We start from the raw sequence: 17,487 nt of genomic DNA, 5'->3' as shown, positions 1-17,487 counted from the left end.
GCCTGCAGATGCCCATCACTTGTGCTTCCTGTTCACCTTGATAGGCGACACGTCCGCGTCATACGAGCTGACAGTCCCATGCTGTTTCAAGCTCTCAAGGAGCGCTCGGTCTGCAGGGGTGTTCGCGACGTGTAGGGCGGTGCGTCCCACTGTGGTCAGCCTCGAATAGTCGCCTCCCAGAGCCTGCAAGATCGCGAAGAGGTCTGCGCGGGCAAGGTCGCCAAGGTGCGGTTCGAGAAGGGGTACTACGTACTGCGCAGAAGCGCCACACTGCGCCATCTTCTGCACGACGACGGACGGGATGGTGTGCCCGTGCTTCACAGCAAGGCGCGCCAGTTCATTCAGTCCTCGCTGCCCAGCGACCTCGGCGTATGCTTCAGACTGCTCGACGATCACCCGCTTGATCGCGTCCTCGATCTCATTGTCGGCGAGAAGCGCCGCCAGATCCGGCTGCACCAGCTCCGGCGTCATGTAGCGAGAGAACTTCTCCGACTCGCGGATGAAAGCCCTTCGCGTTGGCCAATCAGTCGCCGCAAGGTACGCGTATGACTCGGCGGTGTCCGAGATGATGTCGTGCTTGAGGAGTAGCGCAAACAAGTCGCCCGTCTCGGCAGCAATCTCCCCAATCTCGAGGTGGCTGCCCAGCTTCAAGCTCGCAACAAGGTCCGCGCGCAGTGTTGCGGCTGTCAGCTGCTCCCGCGCCGCAAGGATCGTGATCGCCAACGTGGTCTTCTCGTCCTCGTCGGCCGACTCAGTCTCGGTGAGCGTGCCTGTTGCGGCCAGCAGCGGAGCGAGGTGGGCATCGACTCCAAGAGCAGCAACGTATCGGCTGACGTTGTTGAACGTTGCAGGGAACCGCTGATGCATAGCCAACGCCGGCCACGCTCCCTCGGAGATGGCGCCAAGATCGACAACCTGACATCCTGGCGCGGCACGCTCAACCACGTCGGCTAGGCGAAGCGTCCCTTGCTCGAGTAGTTCCTCGAGCACTGCGATGAACTGCTCACCTGTATCGACCGCTGCGGAAGAGCCTTCGATCGCGCCCAGATAGGCATCGATATGTTCGAGGACGTAGTCATAGACCGTCTTGTTCGCCGCTCGGATGACGTCGAGAGCAACCGTCTCGTCATTGCCAATCGCGAGGGTCAGGTTCTCATGCGTGATGTCGTACAAACTGCGCGAGACGAACGACGAACGGGCACTTGCCGAGAGCGGCATCAGGCTAGGCAGCGTGATACTCGCCTCGGCGAAGAGCGCTCCAACTCGCTCTGCCTGGGCGGACATCCCGTCGTTCGTGAGGACGGAGAACTCCGCGTAGTGCGTTCGGAGATAATCGACGACCCGCGCGTCCGCGCGCTGCGCTGACGATGACAGATTCGCCAATGCAACGTCTACTAGTTTTAGCTGCGAAGCGTCGTCCAGCTCCGCTTGGTTCACTAGGTAGAGAAGCGTTCTCGGCGACACTGTCACAAACCGCTGGACGAGTTGTGCGCGCTGCTCACCGGCGGTCAAGTACGCCTGCAGGAACTGCGTCTGACTCTCTCCCAGGCCAACCAGCGAGCGAATAATGATGTCGGCTGCATCAACGTTGGTTGCCAGGAGACGATCAAGGATCGCGATATTGTAGAGCGCTGGTTCTTTCAGTGCGCTCTTGCCACATTCCCGCACGACGGCATCGACATCCTCCGGGCCGAGTTCAAAGTGCGCATCCATCAGGTCTCGCTCAGCGTGGTGGATGATGAAGTTCGTCGCCGCTGGGCTTACGCGGTCGCCGTGGAACGTCGATGTGTACAGTGTGAAGTTGCGGTTGATGTGTCCTGCCCGAACAAGCTGATAGGCCAAGCCGGGCTTGAGCAGTGCCTTGGCGACGTACTCAAGCGACTGCGCCGTCTCCTTGTAGGTCTCAGACGTACCTTCGCTCGCAGGCGTGTCGAGTTCCTTGAACATGACTAGAAACTCTGGGCGCTTGATCAGATCATCCATGTCCGCACCGCGTAGGAACTTGATCTCCTCGGCCCTGTCCTCGATCTGTTCGTTCAGCGAATCCCGATCTGCCTCGCTCCAACTGTCCGGGTCTAGTGGATCACCCAGTTCCGTCGCGAGGTGACTCCGAGTGAATGACAGCGTGCGCCCGTAATTGTTGCTCCACTGGAGCACTGGGTCGCCATCAGCCGCGACGAAACTCGTCCAGAACTGCACGCTCTTGAGGTCATCAACGGATTCGCCCTGACACTCAAATACACCCGTCGCATACTGTCGCTGGTGCCCCGCAGCAGCCACAACCCGTTGGACGTGCGCCAAGAGGCGATCTCCCAGCTGAGCGCTTCGAGTTGCCGCTCCGTTGATCCGCGCGAGCCGTTGTCGAAGCACTCGACGCTCGCCCTCCATCCGCTTGATGTTCTCGGCTACCAGCTCGCGACTAAGCTTGTAGAGGGTGTCCAGATTGCTCTTGCCGAGCCGGATCGTCTCGAAGTCCGTGAGGTGCGTGCTCTTGTAGAGCATCATCGCGAACAAGTCAGTCTCGCTCAGGTCGAGTTGCTCGCCGTCGCCTGAGAAGATTCGGTCGCGGAAGACGATGAACTCGTTGCGGACGTTCTTCAGCAGCCGCATATCAGGGACGTACTGCGCAGCCAGATCGAGCAGTTCCGGCTCCACCTTGTGCTCGATCTCGGCCAGCAACCGAGTCGCCAGGTTCCGTGCACTGCGATGCGTGATGAACGGCACCACCGGAATCACGAGATCAAAGAATTTGGTGCGGTTAGCACGCACCGCCTCAGCCTGCGCCGGATCCTCGATTGCCAGCACGCCCGTCTCGAGCTTACGACCTTCCGCCTCCAGCCCGATCCGGTCGAAAATACTGTCCTTGATCGCGTAGATGAAGCGGATCGGCTTCTCGATCTGAGGCGAGGCGTTGAGCAACGTGTTCAGCGCACGCAGCGTCTCAAAGATGTGTGAGTCGTTAAAGCGGTCAATGTCCTCGAAGATCACGACGTCACGATCCGACACGTCGAAGAAGTAGACGATCTCGTCGAGGTACTGGTCGAAGTACGACACAGCGTTGTCATCGAGGGTGACAGTCGCTGCGCCCGCGGACAGCTGCTTGATGCGAATCTTCCCATAGAACAGCCAGCGCACCAGGAGCACCGCAGTCGTTGCCACGACCCAAACGATCAGATGCGTCCAGACGCCGAGGTCGTTCAGCGCCGTGAAGGTCGCTGAAATCTGCGCAGTCCAGCCAGTCAGCAAGAAAATGACGGCAACGGCCAGACCGATCAGTGCAGCCGTGCCGAACTCTCTCCACCACCGGAAGCGCTCGATTCGACGAAATCTGGACGCAGGCGTCTTGCTCGGATCCTCCCGGTAAAGCAGCTGCTTGACGATCTCCTGCTGGATACGGTTCGTCGGAGTCATGGCCTGCAGCGGCACCGACTCGTCTAACTTGGACGCTTCAATCGGGGCAAGGGTCGACAGCGAAAGCTCGACAACGCGGCCGTCAAGTCGCTTCCCGAGCTCCCGCAAGATGCTGCTCTTGCCGACACCGTAGTTTCCGGACAGCGCGATGTTACGGATTTCATCGTCTTGAAGTGCAGCCCCAAGCGCCGAGACGTAGCCACTGTGCTCAGCTTCGAGATACTCAGGGGTGAGTGGGATGAGGCTCCACTTGGACTTCTCGGTCGGCTCCTTCGGGGCGTGGTTCATCCCTCCGATGCCTCCCCCTTAGCGAACAGCTCCGCCTGCTCCAGCACTAGTTCGATCGCCTTTGCCTCAGCGTCGGGCGGGTAGTCGTATTTGGCGAGCAGACGCCGCACCTTCGAGCGCATCGAGGCGCGGACGCTCTCCTTCTGATCCCAATCGATGACGACGCTGGTGCGCACGGCCCAGACAAGGTCGACGGCGATCTTCTTCAGGGTGGCATCGCCCATCTCCAGCACGGCAGCATCATTCTGGGCAATGGCGTCATAGAGAGCGACCTCGGCAGCGGACAGGCCGAGGTCGTCCTGGCGCTTGGCATCGTCGCGCATCTGCTTAGCGAGCTTCACCAGCTCCGCGATAATCTCCGCCGTCGTCAGCGACCGGTTCGTGTACCGATTGATCGCCTCGTCGAGCAGTTCGGAGAACTTCCGTGCCTGCACAAGGTTGGTGCGCTGCACAGTCCGGATCTGGTCGTTGAGTAGGCGCCGCAGCAGCCCCATCTGGAGGCTGGGCTTGTCCTTCTCCGCGAGGGAGTCGAGGAACTCATCGCTCAGAATCGAGAGCTCTGGCGTCTCTACGCCGGCGAGCTTGTAGATGTCGACGACCTGGTCGGCAGCGACGGCCTCGTTGAGCAGCTGCCCTAGTGCTGTGTCGATCTCGACAGCGCCGGAGCCTCCACGCCCAGAATCCGGGTTCTGAATCTTCAAGATGGCGGCACGCACGTCGGTGAACAGGCGCACGTCGTTGCGGATCGCTGCCGCCTCGTCGCGCGCTCCAGCCAGAGCGAACGCCTTAGCCAGTGCGAGCACCTGGTCGTTGAAGCGCTTGGTGCGGTCGGGATCAGCCATGACGAAGTCGAGCACCTTGGCGTACTCCGTCAGGCGGTGGGAGGCGGTGAGCGAGGGCGAGGAATCGTAATCGACGCCGTGCAGCAGCCCCCGGATGATGTCATGCTTCTCCAACATGACGGCGACCATGTCGTCGATCGGTACGCCTGCCTGGTCACGGTCGGAGGGTGAGTACTCCTGGAGGGCCGCCTGGAGGTTCGAGAACACGCCGATGTAGTCGACGATGAGGCCGCCGGGCTTGTCCCGGAAGGTACGGTTGACGCGGGCGATGGCCTGCATGAGCCCTGCACCCTGCATGGTCTTGTCGACGTACATCGTGTGCATGCTGGGCGCATCGAAGCCGGTCAGCCACATGTCACGGACGATCACCAGTTCAAGTTCGTCGTCGGGGTTCTTCGCCCGGAGCTTGAGGTCTTTGCGGACGTCCTTGGAGTGGATGTGCGGCTGGAACTCGGCTGGGTCCGCTGCTGAGCCGGTCATGACGACCTTGATCTTGCCCTTGGCCGGGTCATCAGAATGCCAGTCGGGGCGAAGTGCGATGATCTTCTCGTAGAGCCGCACCGCGATCCGGCGGCTCATCGTGACGATCATGCCCTTACCGAACAGCGCCTCGCGTCGTTTCTCCCAGTGCTCGACGATGTCCCGAGCAATGAGGTCGAGCCGCGAGTCAGCACCGACGATGGCTTCCAGGCGCGACCAGCGGGACTTCGCTGCCGTGGCGGCGTCCTCTTCGACGGTCTCGGTGATCTCGTCCGCCAGTTCGTCGAGCGCGGCGAGGTCATCGTCGGACAGATCGATCTTCGCCAGACGCGATTCGTAGAAGATCTTGACGGTCGCGCCGTCCTCGACCGCGCGAGTGAGGTCGTAGACGTCGATGTAGTCACCGAACACCGAGCGGGTGGACTTGTCGTTCGATTCGATCGGTGTACCGGTGAAGCCGAGGTAGGTAGCACCCGGCAAAGCATCTCGCATGTGCTTCGCCAAGCCCGAGCGCAAGCGTCCGTGACGATCCAGCGTCTCTCCGAAGCCGTACTGGCTGCGATGCGCCTCGTCCGCCACAACCACCACGTTGCGACGATCCGTCAGCACTAGGTTGGCATCGCCATCCTCACCGGGGGCGAACTTCTGCAGCGTCGTAAAGACGATGCCGCCCGACGCGCGCTTCAACTTCGTCCGCAGATCGGTACGAGTCGCGGCCTGTACTGGGGTCTCCGGAAGGATACGAGCAGGGGCGAACGTCTCCCCGAACAGCTGATCGTCCAAGTCGTTGCGATCGGTAATGAACACCAGCGTCGGATTCGCCATCCGGGGATCGCGCATGATCTTCGCGGCGTAGAACACCATCTCGAAGCTCTTGCCCGACCCCTGGGTGTGCCAGACCACACCACCACGACGATCACCATCAGGCCGAGACGCCTGCACGGTCGACTCGACAGCAGCGTTCACCGCCCAGTACTGGTGGTACTTCGCCACCCGCTTCACCAGCACCCGCGTCGGCTGCCCAGTGGCCTTGTCCGTGGTGGTCTCGTCGCTGAATACGATGAAGTTCTGCAACAGATCAAGGAACCGCTTCGGCTCGAACACCCCCTTGATCAGCACCTCAAGGGCAGGGCGGTCGTTCACGACCTCGCGGCCCTCGATCGTCTTCCACGGCGCATAGTGCTCGAATGCCCCGGCGTAGCTGCTCATCGCCGCCGACGTGCCGTCGGAGATCACGGTGACCGCGTTCGGCACGAACACGGACGGGATGTCCTGCCGGTACGTCTGCACCTGGTTCCACGCCGATTTCAACGTGGCGTGCTCGGCAGCCGGGTTCTTCAGCTCCAGCAGTGCCAACGGGATGCCGTTGACGAGCACCAGCACGTCAGGCCGGCGGTTCTTGCCGTTCTCGGCGATCGTGAACTGGTTGATCGCTACCCAGTCGTTGTTCTCTGGCTGCTCGAAGTCGACCAGCCACAACCTGGTCGTGCGCAGCGCGCCGTCGGCATCCCGATGCTCAACAGGCACGCCCTCCGCGATGAGCTGGTGCAGGCGGTAGTTCTCATCGATCGGGCTCTGCGACTCTGCACGCCGCACCCGCTTGATCGCTTCGTCGACGAGGGCAGGGGAAGTCCCGGGATTGATCCGCCTGATCGCATCACGCAGCCGCCCCCAGAGGAACACCTCCTCATAGGAGTCCCGCTCCGCGCCCGGCTCGCCAGGAGCGATGTCCGGACCGTGCAGGGTGCGGTAGCCCAGCTCCGCGAAGTACTCCAACGCAGCCAGCTCGACGGTGTTCTCGTTGAACGCGCTCACGATGCAACCTCCAACGTCGATTCATCCACCCAGCGCGCCAGCACACTGAGCGCCGCCAAGTACTCCAGCGCTTCCTGCTCTGGCATCTCCTGGTCAGCCTCATGCGCAAGCGGGTTACGGATACCAGCGAAAACACCCTCAGCAAACGTCCGAGCGCCGCGCTGCACTGACTTGGACGTGCTGCTGCCATCGTTCTTCATCCTGTAGAGACGTGGTTTACCCGCCGCAGGTGCCTGCTCGCTGAATGCCTGGTTGAAGAGATCTGTCTCGCTCACATCACGACGACCGAGCTTGTTCTGCGTCTCCGCATTCAGCTTGCGAATCGCGCCCTCGACAGCCTCACGGAAGTGCCCTGACTGCCACAACGAGGACGCGCCGTCCCAGACCCACGGATGCAGCTTCGCAGCCGACAGCTCCGGGGCGTCATCGCCAAGGTTCTTGCGGATCTCCTCCTGACGACGGAGGTTCTCGCGGGCACGAAGCGAAGCCTCATGGTGCAGTGCCCACTTCTTCCGGCTTGTGCTGACCTCAAGGGAACGCCAGTTGGGAAGCACCCGATCAAGGATCTGCTCAGCGACCTGAGCTCGCTTGACTACTTCCTCTTCCGAGTCCGCCGTCCGATAGCTCCCGGCGCTTATGACTCCGCTCGGCGGCGGCACGTGATGCACGGTGGTAGCCCGTATGAAGTCATCCAGCTGCTCCAGAGCCCACTCAACGTTCAGCCCGGTCATGCTGCGGCTCCCTCAGTTGGGACACGCATGCGACCAGAGAGCAGTTCGGGAAGAAGCGCGTTGCGGAGCGCCGTCAGACGATCCGACTCGACGCGCAAGCTCTCGACGCGCATCAGCAACGCGAGCGCCGACTGCTTCACTTCCGGTGCGGCACTTCTGAAATCAGGAACTTCGATCGTGAGCACGTCATCGGGCCTCACTCTCTGATGGCTGCCCGACGTGCCCGTCACACGCTTCGGTAGTTCTTCGCGGAAGAACGGATCTCGCACCGCCAGCCACACGCCCGCCAACTCCAGGTCATCCTCGGACGCCAATACGAGAAACTCAGTCGATGCAAGTGCCGACGCCTCAGCCCCAGCGGAAGCCCACCAAGTGCGGTTGAAGCGCGGATTGAGTCGCGAGAGGAGAACCGCACTCCGCGGCACCTTGAGCTTGTTGCTCTTGATTGTCGCTGCAGCAACGCGTTCAGGCCGAGCCCCGGCGTCGAACGCGGGAAGGCTGAAATGGTCGACTACCGCGTCGCCAAGTTTGGACGGATTCACTGTGTCCTTGACGGACGTTGCGATAACTCCGAGTGGAACAGTCGGGAGATCTGCTCCGGACTTCTCTGATTGCGCATCGAGCAGCTCGGATATCGATACGACTACCCGCCGGTTCGACTCGATCTTGTCGTCGAGCGCGCCGAGCGTCGCGGCAATGGCACGCTGCACTTCCAACGGAGGTGCTGGAACTTTAATCACTGCCAGCGCCGCTTGACTCAACTTGGGCTGCGCGGATCCGGTCACATAACCAGAGATATCCATAGCCTCGAGCGCATAGGACAAATATCTAGTGTCGTTGTCGCGGTTACCTTGGAGTACGTGCGCGTGGTTATTTACCCAGAAGCGTCCATCAGCCAAGAACGCAATAGCCGTATTGCGGCTGCGAAGATTTTCGCCGTCTTCGGCAACCAGTAGGTGAAGGCCTTCGAATAGGTAGTCATCAACGTGGTCTACGACTCCGCTGGCCCCGTAATAGGGGTACGGGCCGTGGCGCCTGTCCGCAGCTTTGACTGGGATGCGCTTCCGATCAAGATTTACCGTTAGTTCACCGATAGGGCGATGGATAATCTGCGTCATGACTCCAACGTCTCCAGTCGCCGACGGATCTCGTCCTCGAGTTCCCGTCCGCGCTCGAACTCGACGAACAGCTCATTCGTGAGGCGCTCGATCTTCTCGTCGATCGGTTCGTCGTCTGCCTCGGCCTCGGCCGCGCCGACGTAGCGTCCTGGGGTGAGCACGAAGCCGTGCTCGGCGATCTCTTCTAGCGAGGCGCCCTTCGCGAAGCCCGGCACGTCCTCGTAGCCGCCATCGTGGTTGCGCCAGGCGTGGTAGGCGCCGGCGATCTTCGCGATGTCGTCGTCCGTCAGCACACGCAGACGGCGAGACTCCATCGTGCCGAGCTTGCGGGCATCAATGAACAGCACCTCGCCGCGACGCTCGCGGTGGCCGTTACCGTGCCGGGCCTTCGAGACGAACCAGAGCGAGACGGGGATACCGGTGTTGAAGAACAGCTTGTCGGGCATCGCCACGATGCAGTCGACCAGGTCAGCCTCGACGAGCTTGCGGCGGATCTCACCCTCGCCGCCCGCCTTCGATGACAGCGATCCGTTCGCGAGCACGAAGCCCGCCGTGCCCCGAGGGCTCAGGTGGTGGATGAAGTGCTGCACCCACGCGAAGTTTGCGTTCCCCGGCGGCGGCGTGCCGTACTTCCAGCGCGGGTCATCACCGAGTTTCGCATCCCACCAGTCAGAGACGTTGAACGGCGGGTTCGCGATCACGTAGTCGGCGCGGAGATCCTTGTGAAGATCCTCGGTGAACGAGTCCGCAGAGTGCGATCCCATGTCGGCTTCGATGCCTCGCAGTGCGAGGTTCATCTTTGCGAGCTTCCACGTTGTGTCGGTGAACTCCTGGCCATACACAGAGATGTCGGTGCGTTTGCCTCCGTGGGCTTTCACGAACTCAGCTGACTGCACGAACATGCCGCCCGAGCCTGCCGCCGGATCGTAGACGCGACCCTTATACGGCTCCAGCATCTCCACGAGCGTGCGGACGACGGAGCGCGGGGTGTAGAACGCTCCCGCGTCCTTGCCGGTCTCTTTGCCTGCGAACTGACCCAGGAAGTACTCGTACACGCGCCCGAGCACGTCATCAGCGCCGTGGTCGTCGGCCTCCTTGAAGCCGATCGACCCGATGAGATCGACCAGTTCGCCGAGGCGCCGCTTGTCGAGGCCATCACGACCATAGTTACGGGGCAGCACACCCCGAAGCGACGGGTTCTCCTTCTCGATGAGATCCATCGCCTGGTCGATCTGCTGACCGACCTCAGGCTGCTTCGCCACGGACTGGATGTGGCCCCAGCGAGCGAGCTCCGGCACCCAGAACACGTTGTGGCTGGTGTACTCGTCGCGGTCTTCGAGGAAGTCCGGTAACCGCTCCGGCTTGATGCCCTCCGCGGCGAGCTCGGCCTCGAGCGTTGCCCGTCGCTCTTCGAAACGGTCAGAGATGTACTTGAGGAACACCAGGCCCAGCACGACGTGCTTGTACTCACTCGGCTCCTGGTTGCCGCGCAGCTTGTCGGCAGCCTCCCAGAGGGTCTGCTCGAGTGTCTTCGTCGGTTTCGGCTTCGCGGCGCGTGCCATGCTGTGGGTCTCCTCTGCGCCGCAGGGCGCCTCTTAAGTTGTGCTCTCGGGGCGTGTCCTACGCTACCGACGGCCACTGACACCGCTAAGGTGCCGCGCCGGATGCGGTGCCGAGAGGAGTCTCGCGACGGGGAGCCGGACGGGCTCAACCGAGTGTCACGATCTACGCCAAGTATCTCATGACCGGCGATTTTCGTGAAGAGCTGCCCGCCGCACCCCTTTCGGCCACGGCGCTAGCGTCGCCATCCGGTAGCGCAGCCACAGGTCAACGAGCACGGCCTGGTCAGTCACGATCTGCACGGCCTGCCGCGTCGCCTCATCCCACGTATGACTTGGTCGGAGCCCGGCGCCGTCGAGGAACGCAGCGATCGTCGCTCCGGCGTAGGGCCGGAAAACGAGTGCTTCGGACAGCTCACCGCACACGTCGATCAGGTGCTCCTGGAGGGTGTGCTGCATCCAGTGCGGCCACCAATGCGCAGTGGAGTCGTCCTCCAGCTGGGCGATGATGACGTACGAATCACGGCGGCAGTCTTCACACGGACGGTCGTCCGCGAACACCGGACGGCGAGCCTGATGGGCTGCACTGTCACGCCACGACTGCAGCACCCGGTTCAGCTTCTCGTCCCAGGACGGGTATTCCGTGTCCAAACCAACCTCGACGCCAACAACACCCGCGGCGAACGACCCCAGAAGTACGACCACCACCTCAAAGACACGCTGTACTGCGCCTGCGGAGCCAAGGTCATGGTCGAACGCACCTACCAGCGCAACTCCCTGCCCCAGACCCAGGCTGAGCACGTCCGGAAGGTCCTCAACGACGTGTTCGACCAGCTCGAAGGATCCAGCGAGGACGAACGCAAGCGCCTGACCGCCCAGCGCGACAAACTCGAAGCCGAACGCCTCAAACTCGTCCAAGCTCACTACGCCGACGCGATCCCCCTCGACCTCCTCAAAAGCGAACAAGACCGCATCCGCGCCAGCCTCGACCAGATCACCACCCGGCTCGACAACCTCACCGACACCTACGCTGAGGCCCGAACAGGCTTGGACCAGCTCACTGAACTCCTGGTCGACCTCGACGACCTCTACAACAAGTGCGAACCAGCCGAACGACGCATCCTCAATCGCGCCCTGTTCACCCGCATCACCATCGACGACGAAGAGAACGCCACCTACACTCCCGAGCAGACCACAGCCAGCGTCCTCGCCCACACCAGCATCGACGCCCCGGCGCACGTCGCCGCAGAAACAAAACTGCCCCGCCATCAGGCGGGGCAAGTTTCGATTTTCTCATCTTACGTGGAGCTAAGGGGAATCGAACCCCTGACCTTTTCATTGCGAACGAAACGCTCTACCAACTGAGCTATAGCCCCTGAACCGCATCCACTTTACCGCACGAAGCAGCGCTCATCGAATCGAAGAGGTGACTTCCTCGTCACGTTTGGCGCGCCCGCGCCTCGAGGGAGCAGCTCGCGGACCCTTAGCATCGTCCCGTGAGTTCTTCTGCCCCCACCGATTCGCCTCAGCCCCGAACCGATGCCCGCGCGATCCTCGCACTCGCGATTCCTGCGCTCGGCGCACTCGTCGCTGAACCACTCTTTATTCTCGTGGACTCGGCGTTCGTGGGGCACGTGTCCACGGCTGCCCTCGCCGGCCTCTCGATCGCCTCGACGATCCTCACAACCGTCGTGGGACTCGCGATCTTTCTCGCGTATTCCACCACCGCGGCGGTCGCGCGGGCCGTGGGCGCTGGGAACATGGCCCGCGCCCTCACGAAGGGCATCGACGCCACGTGGCTCGCCTCCCTCATTGGGCTCGCGTGCGCGCTCGTGCTGGGCTTCGGGGCGGACGTCGTGATCGGTCTCTTCGGGCCGCGAGCGGAGGTCGCGCACGAGGCGGCCACCTACCTGCGTATTTCCGCTGCGGGCCTCCCTGCGATGCTCATGATCCAGGCGGCTCTCGGCCTCGTGCGCGGCCTTCAGGACACGCGCATAACGCTCATCATCGCGGCCGTGGGGGCAGCGCTCAACGTTCCCATCAACTGGGCCCTCATTTTCGGCCTCAACCTCGGCATCGCGGGCTCCGCGATCGGCACGCTCATCTGCCAGTGGGGTATGGCGCTGTGGTACATCGGGATTATCGTGCGCGGGGCCCGACGCCACTCGGTGAGCCTCGCCCCGAACTTCTCGGGCGTGAACTCGGCGTGGCGGGAGGGCCGGTGGCTCTTCATCCGCTCCGTGACGATGCGCATCGTGCTCCTCACGGCCACGGCCATCGCGATCAAGCTCGGCGAAGTCACGCTCGCCGCGCATCAGCTCATGAACTCCGTTTTCTCCCTCACGGCGCTCGCCCTCGACTCCCTCGCAATCGCGGCGCAAGCACTCACGGGCAAGCACCTCGGGGCAGGCGACCGCAAGAGCGTCGAGTCCGTGACGCGCACGCTTGTGCGCTGGTCTTTCGTCGGCGGGCTCGCCGTCGCCGCCGTGCTCCTTCTCGCGTCGTTCGTGCTCCCCCAGGTGTTTACGCCCGATCCCGCGGTGCAGCGCTCGCTCACGTGGGCGCTCGTCGTACTGCTGATCGCGCAGCCGCTAGCGGGCTACGTGTTCGTGCTCGACGGGGTGTACATGGGCGCAGGCGACGCCCGCTATCTCGGGCTCGCAGGGCTCGTCACGATGGGTGCGTATCTCCCGTTCGCCCTCGGGCTGTGGTGGGTGTCCGACGCCGGCCTGCTTCCCGCCGATTCCCCGTTCGCACTGGCGCTCCTGTGGGCGATCTTCACCTTTGTGTTCCTGGCCTCGCGCGCCGCGACGCTCTGGTGGCGCGGCCGAAGTGACGCGTGGATGCACCTCGAAGAACACGAGAGCGCCGAGGCGTAGGCGAGCGTCGGAACTGACCTACGGGACGCTTGCCTGCACGAGCCGGCCGTGCCCACGCACCGTGAGCGGGCCTTCGGCTGCGGCGATAAAGACGGCCTCGCCCCGCTCGAGTGTGTCCACTCCCGCCGACGTTTCGAGGGTGAGCGGACCCTCGATGCACAACACGATGCGCGGGCCAGTGCCCACGAGCGTGCGAGCCGCCGCGTCCGCGTTCGCCCCGCCCGTCTCGCTCGTGAACGTCGAGAGCTCGAAGTCATCGATCGGGGCGAAGTAGGCGCTCGTGGCGTCGCTCAGGCGTTCGGGTGCGATGCGGATCGGCGGGGCTGCGGTCACGGAGACGCACTGGAGGAGCTCGTCGGCGTCGACCTTCTTGGGGGTGATGCCGGCGCGCAACACGTTGTCGCTTGAGGCCATGATTTCGACCGCGAAGCCACTCAGATACGAATGCAGAGCGCCTGCGGGAACAAACATCGCTTCGCCCGGTTTGAGCGACACGGGGTTGAGCAGGAGCGTTGCGGCAACGCCGGGATCGCCGGGGTATTTCTCGTTGAGCAGCGCCACGGCCCGGTCAATGCGGGGGGAAGGCGAGCGGTGCGACTCGAGCCGCGCCGCGCATTCGTTGGCAAGCACCGTGATTTCGGACGGCTCCGGGCGCATGGCAGGGGCGACGAGCATGCGAAAAGCCGCGCGCATCCCGTGCGCGCTCGGCTGCGCAACCAGGAGGTCGAGCATGCGTTTCGCGAGCGGTGCCTCGAGCCCCTCGAGGATCGAGGCGGCCTTGCGCGGGGTGCGGAATCCGCACAGCGCCTCGAAGGGTTCGAGGGCGAGGACCATTTCTGGTTTGTGGTTCGCATCGCGGTAGTTGCGCTCGGGAGAGTCCAGCGGGAGGCCCGCGGCGTTCTCCGCTGCGAAGCATTCGCGCGCATGCTCTCGCGTGGGGTGCACCTGGAGTGAGAGAGGCTCCGCGGGCGCGATGAGTTTCATCAGGTACGGCAGTGCGCCATCAAACGCACGCGCGACGGAATCGCCAAGCATCCCTTCGGGGTCGGCGCTGACCGCTTCGTTGAGCGCGAGATTGCTCGGGGCCACGGTGGCGGGAGCGAGCGGGTGGGCACCGAACCACAGTTCGGCCCACGGCTCGCCGTCGGCTACCGTTCGAAGGAACTGTGGCAGAACTGTAGGCGAGCCCCACGCGTAGCGCTGGCGATGGCCGTTAATTCGCCGCATCCTCTGCCTTCCGCCGCCAAGGTGTTACGAGAATCAATCCTAAACATATCCCCCACCCCATAAGGATCCCTTTGGGCGCCTGTAGACTTGCAGGCATGGATCCTCGCAGACTCGTGATCTTCAACAGGGTGGTCACCAAAGGCTCGATTGGTGCTGCGGCGCGTGAGCTCGGCTGGACTCAACCCGCGGTCTCACAGCACATCGCGGCCCTCGAAAAGGACACGGGCATGCAGCTCGTCGTGCGCGGTTCGGGTGGCGTGACCCCCACCGAGGCTGGGGCACGTCTCGCCGTGCACGCCGCCGCTATCGCGGCGAACCTCGAGGCAGCGGAGACTGAAATGAACGACCTCGCCGCCCTGAAGAAGGGGCTCGTGCGCTGCGCGGCCTTCCCCTCGGCCGCCGCCATGCTGCTACCGCCAACCCTCGCCCGCATGGACAAGGACTACCCCGGCATCGAGCTCGGCTTCACCGAATGCGAGCCGCCAGAGGCGCTCGAAGGGGTGCGCGGCAATAACTTCGACGTGGCAATGATCTTCCGCTACGCGCAAACCCCGGCTGACGAAAACGAGTCACTCGAGTGGACGCCCATACTCGCCGATCCCGTGCGCCTCATCCTGCCGCGAGATCATCCCCTCGCTTCGCGCGATGACATCTCGATGAGGGACCTCAAGAACGAGGCGTGGGTTGCAGGATGCGATCGCTGCAGCGCGAACCTCCGCCACCACGCGCAGGTCGCGGGCTTCACGCCAAACATTCGGTACTGCACGGACGATTCGACGGTTGCCCAGCGCCTCGTGGGGCACGGCACGGGCGTCATTGCGCTCCTCCCCGAAATCGCCCTTGAGGCCTACCCCAACGACACGGTCGTCATCAAAGAAGTCACCGAACTCGACAATCGCGTGATCGGAATCGTGAACCGGCCCGGCGCCCTCAAGATTCCCGCGATCGCAGCGTTCGTCAACACCCTCCGGCACAACGCGAACGCCCACGGCTGCACGCTCACCCACGCCCACGTCCACCTTGATACGGGCGATCTCAGTGAACTCGAGGCGCTCGCCGACATCGAGGCCAGTGCGCGGGAAGGAGCCGAACAATGACCACTCGCAATCGCCCGCACGGCCCATCCGCGATCCGCCTGTGGGCCCGCACATTCATGTTCCTCCTCGTGGGGGCCATTGCCGCGGCGATCTGCGCGTACTACGGGTGGTGGATCACGATGACGATCATCCTCGTGCCGACGCTCTTCTTCGCGTGGTGGGTCTCCCCCGTTCGCAAAGGCCAACACACGCCGTGGCTCGAGGCGCTGCAACGCCGCGCCCCGGATCACGCAATCATCGTGTGGTCACCGGTCAGCCGGCACAGTGCTCAAATCCAGATCGGCCTTCAGCCAACCGACCCCCGCACGACCTGGGTGAACTTCCACCAGGACACCGAGGCGTGGGCGTTCGCGCAGCAGCACGGCGGTTTCGCGGCGCTGCCCATCGCTATCGTGGGCGAGACGATCCTTGAGGGTGCGACCTCGGGCCAAGTGTTCGACGCCCTTGAGAGCACACCCGCCGCGGGCACGAACGAATCCGGCGAAGAGCCCCCGCGCTAGATCCAGTCGAGGAAGCGGCGCACGTACTCGTCCCACACCGCCCATTCGTGGGCGCCGGGCGTGTACGTCACCTCGTGAGCGTGGCCGCGCTCCTCGAGCGTGCGCACGAACGTGCGCGTCTCTTCGAGCAGGAAATCCTCCGTCCCACACCCGATCCAGAGCCGCGGGAGCGATCCCGGCTCGGCAGCGCGCGCAAGCGCATTCACGTCATCGATGGCGGGGAACTTCCCCTGCTCGACGCCCTCGAAGAACGGCTCGTACACGCTGCCCGCCTCGGGCGTGAGGCCCTGCCCCCACACGCGCGCGGGCATCGCATGCCCGAACTCGGTGTAGTCGCGCTGGGCGACCGCGAGCGCGCCCGAGAATGAGCCTGCCGCAGCGAAGCGTTCGGGCTGGTTGAGTGCGAGTTTCATCGCGCCGAAGCCTCCCATTGAGAGGCCGGCAACGAACGTGTCCTCGCGGGCCGTCGAGACGCGGAAGGTCTGGTTGATGAGGGCGGGAAGCTCCTCGCTCACGTACGTCCAGTATTTTTCGCCGAGCACTTCGTCGGCATAGAACGAACGGCGCACCTCGGGCATGACCACGCAGATCCCCTTCGCGGAGGCGTAGCGCTCGATGCTCGTGCGGCGCGTCCAACCTGTGCAGTCATCGCTCAGACCGTGCAGGAGGTACAGGACCCGAACGTGCGGCTCGCCGTTGTCGTCGAGGTCGATCCCTCCCGCCATGCCGATCTGGCCGTCGGTCTGCTGCGGGTAGAGCACAACGGCGCTCGTGCCCATGCCGAGGGCGGGCGAGTGGAAATCCATGCGTGTGTGAATCATGGCTCCAGCGTAGTCGCCGCTCCACACTCACACCCATCCACATTTGACTAGGGGCGCTAGTCTTGAACATCAAGGGGCTCTAGATTTACCCTATGGTCAAGCCATTAAAGTACCGCGACGCTGCCAAGGTGCTTCGGGCACGAGGGTGGAGACATGACAGTACGCGTGGCTCGCACGAGAAGTGGAAGCACCCCTTGAACCCTTCCCCGATCATCCTTCCAGCTCATCCAGAAATTTCGCCGGGCGTCATTCGAAGCATCGCACGAACGCTCGGCTCCCAAGCACCGAAAGAGTGGAGGTAGCACTCATGGTGGCTTCGCCATTTCACGTCCTTGCTCGCCGCGAAGGTCGATGGTGGGTTGTCGAGATTCCGGCCCTCGATATCGCGACTCAAACACGCAACCTCAAGGATGCCCGCGCCGTCGCAGCCGAGGCCATCGGCCTTTACCTCGATGTCGACGAATCAAGGGTGGCCGTCGATCTCTCGATCCAGCTTCCGCGCGACGTGAGCTCGACATGGCAAAAAGCCCGCGACCTTGAGGAAGAGTCTCGAAAGACTTCCGCCGAGGCGGCCCGCCTCTCACGCGCTGCCGTCCGCACCTTGCGCGCAAGCGGCATGAGCCAACGCGACACCGCGGAGGCACTCGGCCTTTCGTATCAGCGCATCGCCCAGCTCGAGAAACAGACCGCTCCCACCTAGTGAAACAGCCCACATAAAA

13 protein-coding genes and 1 tRNA gene are annotated in these 17,487 nt (G+C 63.3%); 5 read left to right on the top strand and 9 right to left on the bottom strand.

Annotated features, from left to right (window positions below; all coding sequences use genetic code 11):
* Positions 1-15: 15 nt before the first annotated feature.
* From FXY94_RS03675 to FXY94_RS03640, 7 genes are all read right to left on the bottom strand, one after another.
* The gene (locus FXY94_RS03675) at positions 16-3,699 is read right to left on the bottom strand and encodes a YobI family P-loop NTPase (protein WP_016663677.1); all 3,684 of its coding nucleotides are present in this window, start codon (positions 3,697-3,699) and stop codon (positions 16-18) included.
* Entirely contained in the window at positions 3,696-6,836 is a 3,141-nt protein-coding gene (locus FXY94_RS03670; RefSeq protein ID WP_016663676.1) for a type I restriction endonuclease subunit R, read from the bottom strand. Before FXY94_RS03670 ends, FXY94_RS03675 begins: the two co-directional genes overlap by 4 nt.
* The gene (locus tag FXY94_RS03665; RefSeq protein ID WP_016663675.1) at positions 6,833-7,567 is read right to left on the bottom strand and encodes a TIGR02391 family protein; all 735 of its coding nucleotides are present in this window, start codon (positions 7,565-7,567) and stop codon (positions 6,833-6,835) included. Before FXY94_RS03665 ends, FXY94_RS03670 begins: the two co-directional genes overlap by 4 nt.
* A complete protein-coding gene (locus FXY94_RS03660; RefSeq protein ID WP_016663674.1) occupies positions 7,564-8,685 on the bottom strand; it encodes a restriction endonuclease subunit S in 1,122 nt (373 codons plus the stop codon). The genes FXY94_RS03665 and FXY94_RS03660 overlap by 4 nt, the downstream gene beginning before the upstream one ends.
* The gene (locus FXY94_RS03655) at positions 8,682-10,247 is read right to left on the bottom strand and encodes a class I SAM-dependent DNA methyltransferase (RefSeq protein WP_016663673.1); all 1,566 of its coding nucleotides are present in this window, start codon (positions 10,245-10,247) and stop codon (positions 8,682-8,684) included. The genes FXY94_RS03660 and FXY94_RS03655 overlap by 4 nt, the downstream gene beginning before the upstream one ends.
* Positions 10,248-10,424: 177 nt before the next feature.
* The gene (locus FXY94_RS10920) at positions 10,425-11,525 is read right to left on the bottom strand and encodes a hypothetical protein (RefSeq protein ID WP_156979622.1); all 1,101 of its coding nucleotides are present in this window, start codon (positions 11,523-11,525) and stop codon (positions 10,425-10,427) included.
* Between the two features lie 22 nt (positions 11,526-11,547).
* Positions 11,548-11,620, bottom strand: a tRNA-Ala gene (locus FXY94_RS03640).
* Between the two features lie 120 nt (positions 11,621-11,740).
* On the opposite strand from FXY94_RS03640, the gene FXY94_RS03635 reads away from it, so the two are divergent.
* Positions 11,741-13,123, top strand: a complete 1,383-nt coding sequence (locus FXY94_RS03635) for an MATE family efflux transporter (RefSeq protein ID WP_016663672.1) — start codon at positions 11,741-11,743, stop codon at positions 13,121-13,123.
* A gap of 18 nt (positions 13,124-13,141) precedes the next feature.
* Here the strand turns inward: FXY94_RS03635 and manA are convergent, their stop codons facing one another.
* Complete coding sequence (gene manA / locus FXY94_RS03630) at positions 13,142-14,350, bottom strand: mannose-6-phosphate isomerase, class I (protein WP_016663671.1); 1,209 nt, start codon at positions 14,348-14,350, stop codon at positions 13,142-13,144.
* A gap of 95 nt (positions 14,351-14,445) precedes the next feature.
* On the opposite strand from manA, the gene FXY94_RS03625 reads away from it, so the two are divergent.
* Entirely contained in the window at positions 14,446-15,447 is a 1,002-nt protein-coding gene (locus FXY94_RS03625; protein ID WP_040386425.1) for a LysR family transcriptional regulator, read from the top strand.
* Entirely contained in the window at positions 15,444-15,947 is a 504-nt protein-coding gene (locus FXY94_RS03620) for a hypothetical protein (protein ID WP_016663669.1), read from the top strand. The genes FXY94_RS03625 and FXY94_RS03620 overlap by 4 nt, the downstream gene beginning before the upstream one ends.
* Here the strand turns inward: FXY94_RS03620 and FXY94_RS03615 are convergent.
* Positions 15,944-16,768, bottom strand: coding sequence for an alpha/beta hydrolase (locus tag FXY94_RS03615; protein WP_040386795.1), 825 nt, complete (start codon positions 16,766-16,768; stop codon positions 15,944-15,946). The genes FXY94_RS03620 and FXY94_RS03615 overlap by 4 nt on opposite strands.
* A 92-nt stretch (positions 16,769-16,860) precedes the next feature.
* Here FXY94_RS03615 and FXY94_RS11215 point away from each other — a divergent pair, with 92 nt between their 5' ends.
* Together FXY94_RS11215 and FXY94_RS03605 are read left to right on the top strand one after the other, a co-directional pair.
* On the top strand, positions 16,861-17,070 hold the full coding sequence (locus tag FXY94_RS11215) for a type II toxin-antitoxin system HicA family toxin (RefSeq protein WP_084813919.1): 210 nt from the start codon (positions 16,861-16,863) through the stop codon (positions 17,068-17,070).
* Between the two features lie 5 nt (positions 17,071-17,075).
* Entirely contained in the window at positions 17,076-17,468 is a 393-nt protein-coding gene (locus FXY94_RS03605) for a type II toxin-antitoxin system HicB family antitoxin (protein WP_016663667.1), read from the top strand.
* Positions 17,469-17,487 lie beyond the last annotated feature (19 nt).

Source organism: Dermabacter jinjuensis (assembly GCF_902381725.1).
Lineage (GTDB): Bacteria > Actinomycetota > Actinomycetes > Actinomycetales > Dermabacteraceae > Dermabacter > Dermabacter hominis.
The sequence above is the reverse complement of the archived record's forward strand: the minus strand, read 5'-3'. Positions and strand labels throughout refer to the sequence as shown.